The organism is Halochromatium sp. NSM3 (assembly GCF_059621085.1).
In genome coordinates, this window is the sequence record NZ_JCAQIA010000001.1 from 104,028 (window position 1) to 121,969 (window position 17,942).

Annotated in this window: 11 protein-coding genes; 7 read left to right on the forward strand and 4 right to left on the reverse strand. The window is 56.3% G+C overall.

The window, feature by feature from the left end:
• Window positions 1-120: 120 nt before the first annotated feature.
• Window positions 121-1,455 carry a murein hydrolase activator EnvC family protein gene (locus AC54T3_RS00560; protein WP_496621525.1) on the reverse strand — a complete coding sequence of 445 codons (1,335 nt, stop codon included), beginning with the start codon at window positions 1,453-1,455 and terminating at the stop codon, window positions 121-123.
• Window positions 1,456-1,663: 208 nt separating this feature from the next.
• On the opposite strand from AC54T3_RS00560, the gene AC54T3_RS00565 reads away from it, so the two are divergent.
• The 4 genes from AC54T3_RS00565 to AC54T3_RS00580 all read left to right on the forward strand — a co-directional run bounded on the left by AC54T3_RS00565 (window position 1,664) and on the right by AC54T3_RS00580 (window position 3,957).
• A complete protein-coding gene (locus tag AC54T3_RS00565; RefSeq protein WP_496621646.1) occupies window positions 1,664-1,939 on the forward strand; it encodes an ArsR/SmtB family transcription factor in 276 nt (91 codons plus the stop codon).
• Between the two features lie 75 nt (window positions 1,940-2,014).
• On the forward strand, window positions 2,015-2,431 hold the full coding sequence (locus AC54T3_RS00570; protein WP_496621526.1) for a rhodanese-like domain-containing protein: 417 nt from the start codon (window positions 2,015-2,017) through the stop codon (window positions 2,429-2,431).
• A gap of 18 nt (window positions 2,432-2,449) precedes the next feature.
• Window positions 2,450-2,956 carry a protein-export chaperone SecB gene (secB, locus tag AC54T3_RS00575; protein ID WP_496621527.1) on the forward strand — a complete coding sequence of 169 codons (507 nt, stop codon included), beginning with the start codon at window positions 2,450-2,452 and terminating at the stop codon, window positions 2,954-2,956.
• A gap of 5 nt (window positions 2,957-2,961) precedes the next feature.
• The gene (locus AC54T3_RS00580) at window positions 2,962-3,957 is read left to right on the forward strand and encodes an NAD(P)H-dependent glycerol-3-phosphate dehydrogenase (RefSeq protein WP_496621528.1); all 996 of its coding nucleotides are present in this window, start codon (window positions 2,962-2,964) and stop codon (window positions 3,955-3,957) included.
• A 29-nt stretch (window positions 3,958-3,986) separates the two neighbouring features.
• On the opposite strand, the gene AC54T3_RS00585 is transcribed toward AC54T3_RS00580, so the two are convergent.
• Complete coding sequence (locus AC54T3_RS00585; protein ID WP_496621529.1) at window positions 3,987-4,442, reverse strand: tRNA (cytidine(34)-2'-O)-methyltransferase; 456 nt, start codon at window positions 4,440-4,442, stop codon at window positions 3,987-3,989.
• A 108-nt stretch (window positions 4,443-4,550) separates the two neighbouring features.
• Here AC54T3_RS00585 and AC54T3_RS00590 point away from each other — a divergent pair, with 108 nt between their 5' ends.
• From AC54T3_RS00590 to AC54T3_RS00600, 3 genes are all read left to right on the forward strand, one after another.
• Entirely contained in the window at window positions 4,551-4,775 is a 225-nt protein-coding gene (locus tag AC54T3_RS00590; protein ID WP_496621530.1) for a hypothetical protein, read from the forward strand.
• A gap of 126 nt (window positions 4,776-4,901) precedes the next feature.
• A complete protein-coding gene (locus AC54T3_RS00595) occupies window positions 4,902-6,116 on the forward strand; it encodes a sulfotransferase (protein WP_496621531.1) in 1,215 nt (404 codons plus the stop codon).
• A 35-nt stretch (window positions 6,117-6,151) separates the two neighbouring features.
• On the forward strand, window positions 6,152-8,488 hold the full coding sequence (locus tag AC54T3_RS00600; RefSeq protein ID WP_496621532.1) for an HlyD family secretion protein: 2,337 nt from the start codon (window positions 6,152-6,154) through the stop codon (window positions 8,486-8,488).
• Here AC54T3_RS00600 and AC54T3_RS00605 read toward each other — a convergent pair.
• Window positions 8,480-14,821, reverse strand: coding sequence for an amino acid adenylation domain-containing protein (locus tag AC54T3_RS00605; RefSeq protein ID WP_496621533.1), 6,342 nt, complete (start codon window positions 14,819-14,821; stop codon window positions 8,480-8,482). The two genes, AC54T3_RS00600 and AC54T3_RS00605, sit on opposite strands and share 9 nt — an antisense overlap.
• A gap of 25 nt (window positions 14,822-14,846) precedes the next feature.
• The gene (locus AC54T3_RS00610) at window positions 14,847-17,801 is read right to left on the reverse strand and encodes a non-ribosomal peptide synthetase (protein WP_496621534.1); all 2,955 of its coding nucleotides are present in this window, start codon (window positions 17,799-17,801) and stop codon (window positions 14,847-14,849) included.
• Window positions 17,802-17,942 lie beyond the last annotated feature (141 nt).

The window sequence follows — 17,942 nt, forward strand, 5'->3', positions numbered from 1 at the left end:
AAGCCCGGCTGTTGTGTGCTGAAGTTACCTGAACGATTGAGGGCGATCTGGGTCGCGTGTTCCCAGGGGAGCGTTGCCCAAGGGCGATTGGGTACCGATTGGGTGGCAGTTGGAGCGGCATCAGCCCGAAGTGGCGTCAGCCGGCGTGGCATCCACCGGCGTGGATCGGCACCACCGGCCGGGATCGATGGCCTGGCCCTGGTGGCGGATCGCGAAGTACAGCGCGTTGTGCTCGGCGCCACCACTGCTGCCGGCCAGCGCGATGAGATCACCCGATTCGACCCATTCGCCAACCTCTTTCATCAGGGTGCGATTATGCCCGTACAGGGTCATGTAGCCACCCCCATGGTCGATCACCAATAACATGCCGAAGCCGCGCAGCCAATCGGCGTACACCACGCGGCCGTAATGGACGGCGCGAACCTCGGTGCCGGATTCAGCCGCGAGCAGGACGCCGTCGGCATGCAGGGCGCCGCGCGCGCGGCCTTCACCGAAGCCGCGCAGGATGCGGGCGGGCCGCAGGGGCCAGGCCAGGCGCCCGCGCCGATCGGCGATCGAGGCGGGCGCGAGTTCGACTTCGGCGGCGATCTCGGCGCTGCGTTTGAGGCGCGCGATCAGCGCGCGCAGCGCCTCGGCATCGGCGCTCAGGGCCGAGGCCTGGGTCTGCTCATCGGCGATGAGCTGTTCGAGATCGGCGAGGACGGCCGCGCGCGCGCCGAGCGCACGGCTCAGACGCTGGCGGGTGCGGTCTTGACGCGAGGCCAGCCGCGCGAGCCGGGCGGTGTCTTCTCGCTCCTGCTGCTCGAGCCGCCGCAGGCCTTGCTCGAGGTCGCGAATCTCTTCGACCCGTGCCGCCCGCGCGGCCGCGACGATCTGATAATAGCCGAAGAGGCGTTCGGCTCGACGCGGATCTTCTTGGCCCAGCAGCAGGCGAATCTGGTCCCCGTGACCCATCCCATAGGCGGCGCGCACGAGATCGGCCAGCGTGGTTCGCGCGTGCTCGAGATCGGCGCGCAGCGCTTGCAGGCGGGCGGCGGTGGCCACCAGTGCCGCCTGCTGCGCGCTGACCAGGGCCTCCAGTTCGCGATTGGCGCGGCTGAGGTCGTCGATGTCGCGCTCGAATTGGCGCAGCTCCTCGAACAGGGCGTCGCGGTAACGCAGGTTGTCGTCGATGCGTTCTCGCAAGTCCCGCAGACGTTCCTGCACTTGCTCGAGCGCCGCCTCGTGCTCGGCCACCGCCTCGAGCCCTTGGGGCGCGGGCTGCTGTTGGGTGGATGGCGGCTTGGTGGATGCTTGACCTTGACCGGATGTTTGGCCGGATGCCGTGAGCGCACCGCCCATCCAGCCCACCGCCACCGCAGCGAGCAGAGAGCCCGCAGCGAGCAGAGGGCGCGCTGCGGCGCGAAAACCGGCCAGACAGCGAGGGCTTGTCAGCCTTCCGGAAAGGTTTATCATCGATTGATGAAACGTTGATATTGGGGCAGACGTCATGGTAGGAGAACAGCGGTTGCCGAGCGCGGAATCATCGGCCGATCCCGAGCAGCAGCAGTCCAGGCAGCAGGAATCCGAGCGGCAAGCGTCCGGGCGAGCGCCAAGCAACGAGGCCGGAGCGGAGCATGGTTACGACTTCTCCGAACTCGCGCTTTTCGCCGACGACGCCGATATCGAACGCGCGTCGCGCTCGCTGAAGGCGATGTCGCATCCGTTGCGGCTGAAGATCCTCTGCACCCTGGGTGACGAGGAGGTCAGCGTGCAGCACATCGTCGAGCATGTCGGCACCTCGCAGAGCAATATCTCACAACATCTGGCGATCCTGCGCGATAAGGGCATCCTCGCCGCGCGCAAGGATGCGAACCGGGTATTCTATCGGGTGGGCGACGCGCGCACCTTGCGCCTGATCGTGATGATGCGCGAGGTGTTTTGCAGTCGCACACCTTGAGGGCGTGACGGCGAGCGCGCTGGCTCTTATACTTGTGGGTTGACTTCAGCGTACCGCGACGCTCCGATTATCCCTATGCTGCTCGAATTCATTGGAAACCACTGGGTGCTCTTCGGCGCCCTCGGCGTCATCCTCGGCCTGCTCACCTATGCGTTGATCGTCGGCGAGAAGGGCTCGGTCGATCCGGGCGCCGCGACCCTGATGATCAATCAGCGCGACGCGGCGGTGATCGATGTCCGCCCGGCCGCCGATTTTGCCAAGGGCCATATCATCAATGCCGTGAATGTGCCGATGAACGGCTTCAGCAAGCAGACCGGGTCATTGACGCGGTTCAAGGAGGGACCGGTGATCGTCAATTGCCGCTCGGGCTCGCAGTCCCAGGCCGCCTGCCATCTGCTGCGCAAGGCGGGTTTCAACGAGGTCTACAACCTCAAGGGCGGCATCATGGCCTGGGAAAGCGCCAATCTACCGTTGACCCGCAAGAAACGTTAACCGACTCCGGAGTCCCGCATGGCCGAGAATCAGCAGCCCCAGAACGAGCGACAGTTTGCGCTGCGCAGTCTCTATATCAAGGATCTCTCCTACGAAGCGCCGAATGCGCCCGAGATCTTCCGCCAGGAATGGAAGCCGGAGACCTCGCTGCATCTGGACATCAAGCTCGCGGCACTCTCCGAGGATACCCATGAGGTGGTGCTCACGGTGACCGTGACCACCAAGGTCGGCGAGCAGACCGCCTATCTGATCGAGATTCAGCAGGCCGGGATCGTCAGCGTGGCCGGTTTCGCCAAGGAGGAGCTGGGGCCGCTGTTCTATGTGTACTGCCCCAGCTTGCTGTTCCCCTATGCGCGTCAGGCGGTCTCGGATCTGGTGGCCAAGGGCGGTTTTCCGCATCTGGTGCTGCAGCATGTGAGCTTCGACTCGATCTATGCGCAGAAGCAGGCGGAGCAGCAGGCCCAACAGGACCAGCAGCCTCCGGGCGGCGCTGAAGGCCCGGCTGCGGGCGAGACGACTCACTAGCTTCAATGGCACGCATCGCTGTCATCGGAGCGGGTTCCTGGGGCACCGCGCTGGCGGTGCTGATGGCGCGCAATGGCCACCAGATACCGCTCTGGAGCCATGACCCGGAACAGGTCGCGGCACTGCTGAGCGCGCGCGAGAACCGGACTTTCCTGCCCGGTATCGAGCTGCCCGATGGGATCAGCCCAACGGCATCGCTCGAACAGGCGCTGGCTGGCGCGAGCGGTGTCCTGATCGCCGTGCCGAGCCAGTTCTTTGGCGATGTGCTGGGCGCGTTGGCGCCTGTGCTCCCGGCCAACATGGGCATCCTCTGGGCCACCAAGGGCTTCGATCCCGAGAGCGGGCACCTGCTGCACGAGCTGGTGCTGGAGCGCACGGGTCAACGTGCCCTTGCGGTGCTCTCCGGCCCGAGCTTTGCCGGGGAGGTCGCGCGCGGGCTGCCGACGGCGGTGACCCTGGCCGCCTCGAGCATGGACTTTGCCGAGCAGTGCGCCGCTTGGGTGCGCTCCGAGCGGTTTCGCGCCTATACCCATGATGATCTGATCGGGGTCCAGGTGGGTGGCGCGGCCAAGAATGTGCTGGCCATCGCTACCGGCATCGCCGATGGGCTCGGCTTTGGCGCCAATACCCGTGCCGCGTTGATCACCAGAGGTCTGGCGGAGCTGATTCGCCTTGGCGCGGCGCTCGGCGCCCGGCGCGAGACCTTCATGGGCCTGGGCGGACTCGGCGATCTGGTACTGACCTGCACCGATGATCAATCCCGTAACCGACGCCTGGGCCTGGCCTTGGCGCGTGGCGAGACGGCAAGCGCGGCCTTAGCGGCGATCGGCCAAGAGGTCGAGGGCGTGGTGACGGCGCGGGCGGTGCATCGGATCGCGCGCGAGCATCGCATCGAGATGCCGATCTCGGAGCAGGTACATGCGGTGCTCTACGAGGGCCAGACTCCAGAGGCCGCAACCCGTCAGTTGCTAGAGCGCTCGAATCGGCCCGAAATCGACTGATCGGGCCGGATCGGATCGGATCTCCGGGGTTAGCGAAAACCGTTTTGCCGCCACGCCTCGTAAACGACGATCGCCACCGTGTTCGAGAGGTTGAGACTGCGGTTGTTGGGGCGCATGGGCAAACGGAGCTGCTGCCGAGGCGGCACTGATTCGCGCAGCTCGGCGGGCAGTCCACGCGTTTCCGGCCCGAACAGGAAGGCATCACCAGGCATGAAGCGGGTCTCGGTGTAGGTCTGGCGGCTGTGCGTGCTCAGCGTGAACAGCCGTGGTTGTGCCAGCGCCTGCTGACAGGCCCCAAGGCTGGCATGGACCCGCACGCCGACCCACTCGTGGTAGTCCAGCCCGGCACGGCGCAGCCGGCGGTCGTCCAGCTCGAAGCCCAGGGGCTCAATCAGATGCAGGCTGGCGCCGGTGTTGGCGCAGAGCCGGATGACGTTGCCGGTATTGGGCGGGATCTCCGGCTGGTAGAGGATCACATGAAACATTCAGGGCGAACATTCAGGCGTTGCTTGACCGTTGATCGATGCTCCATGATATATTAAACCTTCGGCAACAGAATCAAGCAATTAACGAGCCCTGCAGGGGAGAACACCATGACCGACATCGCCGCCTTGAAGCAAGAGAAGCAGGATCTGATCGATAAGATGCTCGGAATGCAGAAGCAGTTCATCGATTACGAGCATGAGCACGGCGTCAGCGGTAAGGATTACTGGGCCTCGCAGGATGGCCTGCTCGCCAACTATCGCCAGGAATACATGGACATGGCGAATCGCGTCGTCGATATCGCGCACGAAATCGTTGGCTCGAGCCGCTTGTAACGCAAAAACCCACTCCGACAGCGCCTTGCGCTGTCCACGAACCCCACTGTTAAGGCTGTGGGGTTTTTTTTTGCGATAATATCCGACTGAATGTATACCAACGGCCCAGCCCGCGATCACTAAATCATGGATTATCTTGTACTAATTGCCATTCTAGCAGGCTTGATTCTTGCTCCATTTCCCTTTTGGCGATCATATTTTTTACTGTGGCTTAGGGTATTCATGGATCCGAACCCGAGAATTGGTCTTGGCGCGCGGATTAAGCAAGCACGCTTTCTCCTGCGCCATGCCCTGCTGACGCCAGTTTGGACGGTGCTCTGGTATTTAGATGAACTGCTCTACCCAGGTTATCGCCAACTTCAAGTACGCGCTGTTTTTATTATCGGTCAACCACGGAGCGGAACAACCTTTCTACATCGCACCCTCGCCGCCGATGAAAAACGCTTTTTCGCGATCCGCCATATCGAATGGCGTTATCCCTTCATTTGCCTGCAAAAACCGATCCATTGGCTTGGCCTTGAGCGGCGATTGAACCAGACGAGCTACTGGCCAGACACGAAGGCGGGCCAAGCCGCTGCCCGGATGCATCCGAATACGCTTCTGGACTGGGAAGAAGATGGTATTTTTTATGAGGAACGGCTTGTCCATCATTTTTTTCTTTTCCTTCGGTTTCCGTACCCCGATTTGCTGACCCAGATCGATGGTTATTCAACATTACCGGCACGGTCGCAACGCAGGATGCTTGATATTCATCAAAAGGTCATCAAGAAGGTGATGTATCTAAGGGGAGGAGGCGATATCCATTTCCTATCCAAGGAAGTAACTAGTCACAATAAAATACGGCACTTGATGGAACGCTATCCGCTGTCAAGGTTCATCTTGGCTGCTCGACCATCTCGTGAATTCATGAACTCCCTGATGCTGCTCATGCGTGCCTCCACCCAAAGCAAAACGGGTATTGACCCGATTACCATCCCGGGCTGGGAGCAGGCCTTAATCAAGCGCATGCGGACCGATAGCCATCTATTAGTGGACTTATGCGAGGAATATATCGATCGCAGCCAGCAGGTTCGGATTAGCTACCACAAACTAACCTCTCGCCTAGCCGAGAGTATCCAGACTATTTATCAACAGCTAGGCTGGACCCTCGATGAGGGTTATCTCGGTTATTTGCACTCGTTAGAGCAAGCACAATTGGAGCGCGACCGTGGCTATTCCTATTTACAATGTGAATACAAAGGCTTCGAGCGCTTTGATCAATTTGTGGAACGGCTCGAGGATGCTTCCCCGCAAGCTAGCCATATGGGCATGGCTGATGGCAGACAGCTTGAATCATCATGATCTATTCGCCGAGCCGCCGATAACACAACAGTCAGATGTCCAGACCCATCGGTTCCGAGTCGGACAATAAGAGCCTGGTTCGAGGGGAGGGTGCGTTTGATGTCGACAGGCTCGACCATCGAGAACGATTTTTACTCAATGCTCTCCAAGAGCCTTACCAAGAGGCCGTGCTTGTCGCGCGTTACAACGCGCGCTTCAACGCCAACTTAACCGTTACCGATCTCAAAAACTTCATTGACCGATTGGATAATCCAGGGCTTTCACGACAAGATCATCAAAACAATCCCCTTGAATCCAAATCCGAAACGCAAGCGGAAACAAAAGCGGATACTCAGCCGGAAGGGCTAGGGAAAGCAAGGAAGGATCTTCCTAAATCCGAACAAGACCGCTCGGGATTCCGCAATCACTGGTCTTGGTTTCATCCGGCGCCAATATTGGATCCGCTTGTCTCTTGGTTTGGGTTCACCCGCCACTTGGTCTTGTTGGTTCCATTATTGTTTCTTGTTGGCGTGGCCGAAATAGCCTTTAACTGGCGGACCTTTACTAGTGATCTTGAGCGGATTTCGATCAATACCGGCCTGCTTGAACATGTCCTCTTCTCGCTGTTCACGACAAACCTAGCGACTCAAGTGACACGGGGTGGCGTCGCGCGCTACTTCGGCTTGGCCACGCCCAGCTTCGGCCTGAGGCTTATTCTTGGCGTCCTGCCGCGTTTTAATATCCGAATTGACTTATCCGAACAAGCAAGCCGGAGCGCCAGGCTATGGGTCGCGGCGGCACCAATACTGGTGCGCTTCGTGCTTATTCCCGCCGGATTGACGCTCTGGCTGGTCACGCGGTCTCAAGGAAACCTGCTGTCACTTTTTGGTTTGGCATTCGCGCTGCTGTCGATGATCTCGCTTCTCTTTGTTGCGAATCCGATCATGGGCGGCGCGGGGTACATGTGGCTCAGCACTTATTTCAATAATCCACGGCTGAGGGAAAAGGCCTTCAGGGCTCTACGTTACCGTATAAAAAAGCCACCGGGCGTGGTTGCTCGCTATGTCGAGGACAACAACCAACTTCTCCTTTACGGCTTGGCATCCACGCTCTTCATGGTCGGATTGGTAGGGTTTTTGACCTACACGATGGCCACCTGGTTAGAACTCAATTACGGTGGTCTCGGGGTGGTCGTGTCCGTGCTAGTGGCAAGCTATGTGTTCATTAATCTGCGCCGAAGACTATTACCGGAAGTATCCGACGCCAAGGGGCATGGCACCAAGCCTGTTCGCAACGCCTCTCGGAGCGCCGAGGGCGACAGCAAAAAACCATCGGAAAAAGGCTCTCGCGAATCTCGATTGGTTCAATTCCGGCGTTTCGCTCCCTGGAGACGCTCTCTGGTGCTTCTCGTCCTCGTGGGTTTTCTTTGCTTGCCTTACCAGTATGAAGCAGGCGGGCCAGTGTTAGTGAAGCCGGAGCGCGCGCAAGCGATATACGCGGAATACCCAGGCGTTGTGGAACACGTTTATTTTGACGGCGGTGAATTTGTTCTTAAGGGCGCACTCATTGCCGAGATGTCGAATCTTAAACAACATCGCGATATTGATGTCACACGGTCGGAGATCCGTAAAATCGAGGCGGAGATTGGCGTGCTAGGGTCAACGCCCATTCCGGAACAAATAACCCAGGCAAAAGAAGCCCTAGAAACGGCGAACATTCGATTAACTTATAGCGAAGCCGAGTTGGAAAGGCTAGGCCGTATCTACGAGAAAAACGCCATCTCCTTCACCGCCTTTGAAGAGGCGCGCCAGGGTATGGATCTAGCGCGTCAGGAAGTCAGGGAGAAGAAGGCTGAACTGGAGGCGCTAAAAAGGCAGGTGAATCCATATGCAATCGAAGCGCTCGAGGCCGAGCTAGGACGACTGCGGCGTGATCTCGCCTACTATCAGGATGTGCTTGAACGCACGTTAATGCGCATGCCCTTTGACGGCCGAATCATCACCATGGATTTGCGGAACCTTCGGAAACGATACCTGGATAGCGGAGATCTCTTCGTCGAGATAGAGGACCAACGCCGCGTCAAAATGGAGATTGATATTCCAGAGACGGATCTGGATGTCGTGGCGCTGGGGGATACGATCCGCGTCAAGCTTCTCGCCTATCCTCATCGGGTTCTGGAGGGAGAGGTTGTTACTATCTTTCCAATATCATCGGAGTCCGACTTCGGAAATATTGTCAAGGTTGTTGGGTTCATCGATAACCGAGAAGGAGAATTGAAAACCGGCATGACCGGCCATGCCAAAATCGAGGGCCGGGAGATGCTTGCCGGGGAGGCTTTTACTCGCTCTCTCGCTCGATTCCTCCAGGTCGAGGTTTGGTCCTGGCTACCTTAATTCCACTTGCGTTGCCAGATGTCCCGCCAATTCCCGTACTGTTTGAAACATGAAAATGTCCTTCGCTGTGAGCTTATGGCTTTCCTCGGAGGCGCGGGCGACCACGCGAATGGCGGAAATTGAATCCCCACCAAGCTCGAAGAAATTATCATCAAGCCCAACCCGTGGTAATCCGAGTAACGATGCCCATAGTTTGGCGAGAAAACATTCGAGATCGGTTCTGGGTTCGGCATAAACGGTCCTGGCCCCTAGCTCGCCGAGATCAGGTTGGGGTAGATTTTGTTTGTCGGCCTTCCCACTATTGGTTAGTGGTAGTGCGGGCAAGGGAGTGAATACGGCGGGAATCATGTAATCCGGCAACCGATCCTTCAAGAAGCTTCTGAGTTCGGAAACGGCGAGGGTGTTCCCGGATTGGAAGACGACATAAGCAGCCAACCGTTTGGCGCCCTTGGATTCATGGACTATCACGGCGCATTGCGCGATAAGAGGATGCTGGATAAGCGTTGCTTCTATCTCCCCAAGCTCGATCCGGAATCCACGTATCTTGACTTGTTCATCGGCACGGCCAATAAAATCCAGTATCCCATTGGGAAGCCATCGGGCCAGGTCTCCCGTGCGGTAGATTCGAGCGTCTGGGTCATTCCGGAAAGGATCGGGTAGAAAACGCTCGGCGGTTAGATCCGGGCGATTGAGATACCCACGCGCAACACCAACGCCACCGATGTAAAGCTCGCCAGGTATGCCCACTGGCGTTGGCTGCATATGTTGATCCAGCACATAGAGGCGTACGCCATCAAGCGGCCTTCCTAGAGGTGGCTTCGATTCCAAATCCCACTCACTCGCCAGAGTCGCTCCGATGGTTGTCTCCGTTGGCCCGTAGGCATTGATCAGGCGACGACCTTGACCCCAGCGCTTGGCCACGCTTGGTGGACAGGCTTCCCCGCCTACCGTCAGTGTCCGCAGCATGGGCAGTTCATCATGGACAGGGGGCATGGCGGCGAGTGCCGTTGGCGACATGGCGACGGTGGTGATCGCCTCGCGCTGCAAAATCTCCACCAATGCTGGCCCGGGAAGCAATTCCTCCTTATGACCGAGGTAGAGTGTCGCGCCGCCCACGAGCGCGCGAAAGATCTCGCCCAGCGCCGCGTCAAAGCTCAACGAGAGCATTTGTAGCACTCGGCTTTCCTGATTGATGCCGAATGCCTTCACCTGGGCCAGAATGATGCCTGTCAGGTTGCGATGCTCAACCATCACGCCTTTCGGCAGTCCCGTGGAACCCGATGTGTAGATCACGTACGCGAGGTGATGAGGGGATACCTGATTCTTGATGGGCTTGGCGGATTCACTCAAGATCGGTTCGGATGTGATATCGACAAGCTTTAGCGACCGATCGTGCTCTAGGACGTCTCGATCGAAGTCTTGGTTGGTTACTAGAACTGGGCAAGCGGTATCGCGAAGAATGTGCCGAAGACGTTCCGCTGGATAGGCTGGATCCATTGGCACGACGGCGCCACCAGCCTTCAGGATACCAAGCAATCCGACCATCATAGAAAGTCCGCGATTCAGACAGAGACCAACAAGCGTTTCATGTTCGACACCCTGATATTGCAAGTGTCGAGCGAACTGATTGGAACGCGCATCCAGCTCCTGATAAGTCAAGCCAACACCATCGAGGAACAATGCCGGGTGTTCTGGCATTAGCCTTGCTTTTTCGCTAATCAACTCATGAACGCATCGTGTTTCAGCGATGACCGGCATCGCCGTCGAGTATGCCAAGACATCTTGTATCTCGCTCTCGTCCATGATTTGGTAGTGGGAGACAGGGAGGTCTGGCTCTTCAACCACCCGCCTGAACAAGAGTTTGAAATGCCCGATCATCCGATCGATCGTCTCGGCGCGGAACAACTCGGTATCGTAGACCAGTGTAATCTTGACTTGCCCCTCGAGGGTTTCGCTGGTCGAGAGTAACAGGTCGAAATTTGCATGACCCGTGTCGTTGTGTGGATCTCCTGGACGGAAACCTGACTCGACACCGGCTTGCTGCCGCGCATGACCAGCGGGGTTGTGGATGAGCATGAATTGGAAAATGGGCGAACCCTGTCTGCTTAGGTCGCGGTTGGGCTGAATTTGAGCGATTGTCTCCTCGAAGGGAAGATCCATATTGGAAAAAGCACCACGACAGACATCACGAGCGCGACGCAAGGCCTCACGGAATGATGGTTCATTCGAGAAATCCGTTCGAAGGGGAACGGTATTGACAAACAACCCTATGAGACGTTCGAGTTCGACTCGTATTCGGTTGGTCATCCCGGTACCAATAAGAACATCGTCCTGATTGCTATATCTGTGCAGCAAAAGTTGATAAATCGCGAGTAGACACATAAACATGGTTGCATTCTCCCGCCTCCCGATTTCTCGAAGAGCCGCAACCGTTTTCCTATCAATAACGAACTTGACTTTCTTCCCTAGGAACCCATGAACCGCTGGACGCGCGAAATCCGTTGGAATCTCCAGTAAGGGAGCACCCGCAAGGTTTTTTTTCCAGTATTCAAGCTGCCTTTGGAACAGCTCACCCTGAATATTCTCGCGCTCCCATACCGCATAATCCGAAAATTGAAGTGGGAGCTTTTGCAGTCTGGGTGGCTTGCCCTTCAGGTGAGCATCATAGAACTTGCTCAGTTCGGCGCAGTAAATCCCCATGGACGGCCCATCGGCGATGATGTGATGAAACGCCGTGTTGAGCACATATTCCTCGTCGGAGAGCTTGACTAACTGTGATCTGACTAATGGCCCCCGCTCGAAATCCCAGGGCTTTTTACCAAGTCGCGCCCCATGTGAGCGCGCTTGGGTCATCCGCTCTTCCTGGGGACGGGACGAAACATCCAAAATCTCGATGGTAATATCCCTGGGAGGTGGATTGACCACCTGCAGGGGCTCGCCATTGCGAGAAACGAAAGTCGTCCGAAGGATTTCGTGACGCGCGATCAAGGCGAGAATAGACAGTTTAAGGGCATCAACATTGATCCGCCCAGTAAAAAGCATGCTGCTCGGTATCGTGTAGGTCGGCTGGTTAGGAAATAGTTGGCCAAGCACCCACAGTTGTTGCTGGGTAAAGGTCAGGGGAGCCTCATTACCCCTCTCGGCTGCTTCGATTGAAAATGGCAGCTCCTCGGCATGGCGATCACTTTGGATCCAGGCCGCCAAGCTCGCGATCGTTGGCGCTTCAAAGATACTTTTGAGAGGAATGTCGGATTGAAGTTGTTTGGTGAGACGCGCGGTGGCTTTAGTGGCGTTAAGCGAGTGCCCACCTAATTCGAAGAAGTTATCGTCGATGGAGATGTTTTCGAGACGCAGGACGTCGCGCCAGACCCTGGCAATAATTTTCTCCAACTCCGAGCGTGGTTGCTGAATCTCGACCTCGACTGGATCTAGCTCGACGCCCCGATCGGCAATGTCAAGCAAGGCCCGACGATTGAGCTTGCCGGTCACGGTCAGGATTGCTGAATCCATCACGACAAACCGCGTGGGAATGCTGCCTGGTGGAAACTGACGGGCTAGATCTTGTCGAAGTTTGGCAAGATTTGGATTGGTCGCGCCAGGGACAAGGAAGGCCGTTAATATGTTCCCTTCTCGCACCAAAACCGAAGCATGCCGGACTTGAGGGTGACGTTGCAGGGTTCGCTCGATGCTGGGTATCTTGAGCTGCTCGACCGCTTGCGCGATCAGATCCGAGTCTACTGGACCAAGATACTCGATGTTTCCATCGCTCCAACGCCGAACCCAGTCATTGGTTGCAAAAATCCGCGCATCCGCTTGCTGCTGGAAAGGATCGGCTTGGAATCGTCGAGCATTCAGCTCCGCCCGATTGCGGTAACCGCTGGCGAGTCCATCGCCTCCGATAAGGAGCCGCCCAGGCACGCCGATTGGACATGGCTTGCCTAGCTCGTCGATGATGTAAGCGCGCGTATTCGGTGTCGGCTTGCCCAGACGCACCATCGGTGTGTCGCTAGGTTTGTCGGCAAACGACCAACGGATCGCGGGGCCGCTTTCAACGCTGGAAAATAGATTGCTCAGCGTCGCGTTGGGCAGGTGCCTGGCGAATTCACGACAGAGTTCGGGGAAAAGTGCCTCGCCTGTACAGGTCCAGTGCTTAACGTTGGCCGCCAAAGTGGCGAAATTGGGCGTATCGAGAGAGGCGGCGAGTAAGGTCGGCGTCAGCGTGAACCTGTCCACCGACTCCGCGCGAAGCGCTGTGAGCAGTGTCTCGACATCACCACTTTCAACAGGCGGAAGTAACGCGGCGGAGGCACCCCAAGCCCAGCAGGAGATGAGTTCGCGCTGGCCTTCTCCCGTATGTAATGGCGCACTGATGCCAATAACCTCTCCAGGCTGAGGATGATCAGGCGCCATGAGGCTGCGGTTGATCAAGCCAAGGTGAGTAACCTCGACCGCCAGAGGTGAGTCGTGGTTCTGGTCCTTGAGGATAACGGCGGCAAGATCGCTCGGGGTCGGGGATTGTTCCAGGCCGGTTATCGAACCCTGTTGCCAGGATTCCTTGAGTTCATCAAGGCAATCGGTTCCATCAGTAGCCTCCGTGGGCAGGGAACTGATTAAATCACGCTGGGTTAGCCAACGATCGATCCCTATATTGACTGATACCGTCCGCACCGCCGAGGCCGCAAGGCGGGAATCGAGCACGAGATAGGTTGCTCCACTCATGAGAGTGGCGAGCAAGACTACCGAGCAATCCACGGGATGATCGAGATAAATGCCGACTGTCGCCCCCTTTCCAACGCCTTGGGACTGCAAATGGCGGGCAACGTAGCAGGCACGTTGATGGAGTATTTCGTAGCTTATCTCTTCGCCACGGCCGCGCACCGCAATCACGCGTGGATTGAGTATCGCTGTCTTTTCGACCAGCTCATGGATGCAGCGGGGAACAATGTCCGCAGTTTTGGTATCGTTTTGCTGACTGAGTACGTGAAGCCGTTCGGCGGGCGAGAGTAGTTCGAGCCGGGCGAGCCTTTGCTCAGGCCCCACAATTGACATGTTGGTCAAAAGGGTGCGCAATTGCTCCATGAGCCTGGCAATATCCTTGGTTTGAAACCGCCGGGCGTCATAGGTCAACTTAAGTTCGATCCCGCCGCTGGCGGTAATATTGAGGAGCAGTGGATAATTTTGCTGGAACGTCGATTGCTCGGAGGCTCCGCCTCTAACCGCGCGGGATCTCGTGGCACCACTGGACATGCCGCTCTGGGTAATATCCTTGCGCGCGACAATGCTGCGAAAAAGCGGCATGCCACCGCGCGCGCCACTCCATTGCTGCACGCTAATCAATGGGCTGTAACCGAATTCTTGCAGTTCCCCCTGTGTTGCATGTAGGCTCTGCAACCACGCTTGAAGTTGCTGCTCCGGTCTAACGTCCACCCGAAAAGGCACCGTATTAAGAAACATGCCGACGATGGATTCAACACCCTCTAGCGAGGGTGGCCGCCCCGCTATAAGAGAACCAAAAACAACCGTGCTTTCTCCACTGTACCGGCTCAGCATTAATGCCCAAGCTCCCTGAATAACAGTGTTTAATGTTATCCTGCTGTCACGCGCAAGTTTATCCAAAGCAACCACAACCTCCTGTTCGAATTTGATCGACCAGGATTCAACATGCATTTTTATCCGCGCATTGGCGCCAAGTTCGCATTCGGCCGGCAGGGGGGTCGGGGCTGTAATTGCCTCAAGATGGCGCCGCCAGAACTGTTCCGCCTTCTGAAGATCTTGGTTCTCGATCCAACGGATGTAGTCTCCGAACGGTCGAGTCGGTGGCAAATGCGTTCCACGGCCGCGCCTTAGCGCTTCATAGGTTTTTCCAATCTCGGCAGCTAGCAATCCTCCCGACCAACCGTCCAGAATAATATGATGGTGGGTATTGAGGACAAACCAGCGGGTCTGGCTAACCTGGATGAGGGCAACCTTTATCTGAGTCGGCCGAGTTAGGTCAAACCCTTGTTCACGTGCCTCACGTTGGGCAGTCCTTAGGCGACTATTTTGCTCACTGGGCGAGAGGCCGCGCCAGTCATGGATTTCAAATGGAGCCTTTATCCGATTATGTACCCGTTGGCGGGGATTTTCCGGGTCGTCCCAATGAAAAGAGGTACGAAGGATCGGGTGCCTATCGATTATTAATTGCCATGCCTGCCGATAGGCATCAGCATCAAGTCTTTCGTGGCGAGAAACTGCTTGGCTAATGTACATTCCGACGCCATCATCCCTGAGCGTATGGAATAGCATGCCCTGCTGCAGGGGGGAAAGGCCGTACTCGTCCTCAATCTCGTTCATTCTGGTACGATGCCTATCTCCGCAGTTAATTCGAATCACTCATGAGCATTAATTTAGCGAGGCGCTGGCGGTCAATTTTGCCAGTTGGCGTAAGCGGCATTGCTCCCACCTTTATATAGGTTGCCGGGAGCATGTAACTAGGCAATCTCTCACTAAGAAACAATTCAATATCCTTACTTCCAAGGGTAATAGGAGAGGCGACATAATAGGCGATTATACTCAGCTCCTCCACCGCGTCGGCAGAGGTGATTACCGCGCAATTCTTCACATCGGGGTGAGAGGCGATTGTGGTCTCGACGTCGCCGAGTTCAACCCGATAACCTCTAATCTTAACTTGAAAATCCTTCCGACCACAGTAAAGGATATTGCCGTCCGCTAGTCTCCGACCCATATCTCCGGTTCGATATAAACGCGAGCCTTGCTCGATATCGTCAACAAAGATAGCCGAGCTCAACGTATCTTGCCGCCAATATCCAGGAGTTAGGTATAGACTGCGAATACCAATCTCCCCATAAACCGGTGTCGGCTGCCCATCCTCATCCAAGAGGACAATCTCGGTTTCGATAACAGGTCTTCCCAGGGCAATGGTAGCGCCAGGGGATAACTCTTCGTTATTTTTAATGACATTGAGAAGGCTGAGCGAGGACTCGGTCGAGCCATAGAGGTTCACAAAAATACAATCTGGATCAAAATGAGCGCGAAAAAGCTCAAAATGGCGGCTTGTAACGGTTTCGCCGCCAAGCACGACCATTCTCACTTGAGGGAACCGAGTTCCTTCGGGCAGGCTTTCCATGAAGAAACAGAAAACCGTGGCCGTTGAATGGAAAACACTGATATTTTCACGTTCCATGCGAAGGGCGAGGTTATGAAAACTTTCTTGCTTGAGATTGATTGAACAAAGGGTGGCGCCGTTGAGCAGCGCTCCATGGATATCGATGACCGCAGCATCGAAACTAGGCGGGGATAATTGTGTCAGTGAATCGCCTGAATATAGGCGCAGGTGGTCGGTATAGGCGCTGATGTAATGCAACACATTCCGATGGGTTTGCACGATGCCCTTGGGTTTTCCAGTCGAGCCAGAAGTATAGATCAGGTAGGCCGGGGTATCGGGCGCAATAGCAATGCCAGGATGACTGATCGCCATGCCGGCTGGAACCTCGTCGATATTAAAAATACAGCCCGCCTCGGGAAGAAGTCCTTGAGCAAGTGCAAGATGCCTGTTGTTAGTCATGATGCCACTTATGGCAGCATCCTTTACGATTGCCCGCAAGCGGCTTTCTGGTGATCCGCTATCCAGGGGCACGTAAGACATTCCAGCGCCTAGCACTCCAAACATGGCTGCCACTAGTTGGGGCCCCTGGTCCAGAAGCAACGCAATACGGACATGGCGATCCATACTGTAGACCTCGATAACCCAATGACTCAGCTGATTAGCTCGCTCGGCAAGTTGTCGGTATGTCCAGCACTGGGATTCACTTCGGACAGCTGCTTGCTCTGGGAATTGGCGGCAAATCAACTGGAACCGCGCCGGTATACTCGATTCGAGAGGGTGGCGACCAAATCCAGTGAATGAAGTAATCGGTTCTGGCAGGCTAGCGGCTAAAGCCCGGCTTTGCTTAGCGCTCAGGGCTCCCGGAAGGCTTGCTATTTCCTGACTGGTATCGGACACCAAGGCTTGCAGCAATTGCAAAAAGTTGTCCAAAAGGCTATCGACGGCTAAATCCTCAAGGAGATCAATCCGATACTCCATGATCAGCGCTAGACGAGCGTCGTGGTCGTCAACACTGCATGTAAGATGTGCGTTGGAAACGCCGGAGCCCAGTCCAAAGGACTCAATCGCGTGGATGGGGCCTGGCGTGTGGATTGGGCCTGGGGATTCGGTAATATACTGGAATAAAATCAGATGCCATACAGGCAGCGGGTGCCCCCAGGTTCCATCCCGATCCCGCGACAGTTTTTCTAACGCGATATCCTGGTGGTCCAGTGCTTCTTCCTGGATTTTAGCCACTTGCGTTATCAATTGCTTAAGGCTTTGATGATGATCCAACTGGGTCCGCAATGGGAGTGTCTTTTCGAACGCTCCTATCAGATTCTGAAGCCCTGGATACCGCCGGCCCTTGGCTGTTATACCAAGGGTAATATCCCGTTGCCCACTATAAATATGCAGCAAAATAATAAAGGTGGTAAGAAAAATGGCTTCGCGAGGAATAGATAGGGCTGCCGCTACTTCCTGAATACTCCCTTGTAGCTCGCTCCCCAACTGTATTTGTTTTTTAACCGTCAATCCACTCGCGTTAATGGCTTGCGTTCGGTCGATGCCGAGGTTTAAGGGGATTGGCGGTGGAACCAGAACCGCCCTCCAATATTCAATCGTATCGCGCCAACGGCCTTTTTTTATCTGCTGTTGTTGCCAAAGGCAATACTGAGTATACTGAATAGGCGGGGCCTCTAAATCCAGGGGGTCATCTCCGGAATGAGTAAAAATCCGAGCAAGCTCTTGCCTGATAAGCTTTTCGGAAACGGTATCAAAAACGATGGCCGGCACGTGTAGAATGACAGCCACTCGTTCCTCTGAAAGCCTAAATAGCTCGTAGCGCAAGAGCGGCGGATTGTCCAGGGATAATGGTTCCTCGCGAGCATCCATTATCGACCACTCGAGTTCCGTAAATTGCTCATCTTCTGGTAGATCCGTTAGGTCGATCTCGTCGGAGATTGGCAGCCGAACCAGGGAACGCTTTCGTGCCGTCGGTTTTTCCCCAGCATCCGTAATACTAACCGCCAATACCTGATGTCGCTCCATGATCCGCTGGAGTGCCTCATGCACGTCATCCGCAGTTAGTGTTCCCTTAATCAAGAATAGCAGTGTTTTCGTGAGAGCGATGTCCTCGGGATCTTGACGATACAGGTGCCACCATGTTTCTTGCTCCATGGAAAGCGGGACTTCATTCAGGTCGCTAGGGAAAGAGAATGATTCAGCCATCGAGGTTCTGGGTTAAGGGAGGATTGGCGAACAGCCTCGGGCGCGAGGCGAAAGTGATATTGGCGTGCTTGGGGGCCTCATCGGAATGTCCGTGAATCCCGCGCAAACACTGACTATCTCGGCCAAGGCTCCGTTTTAAGG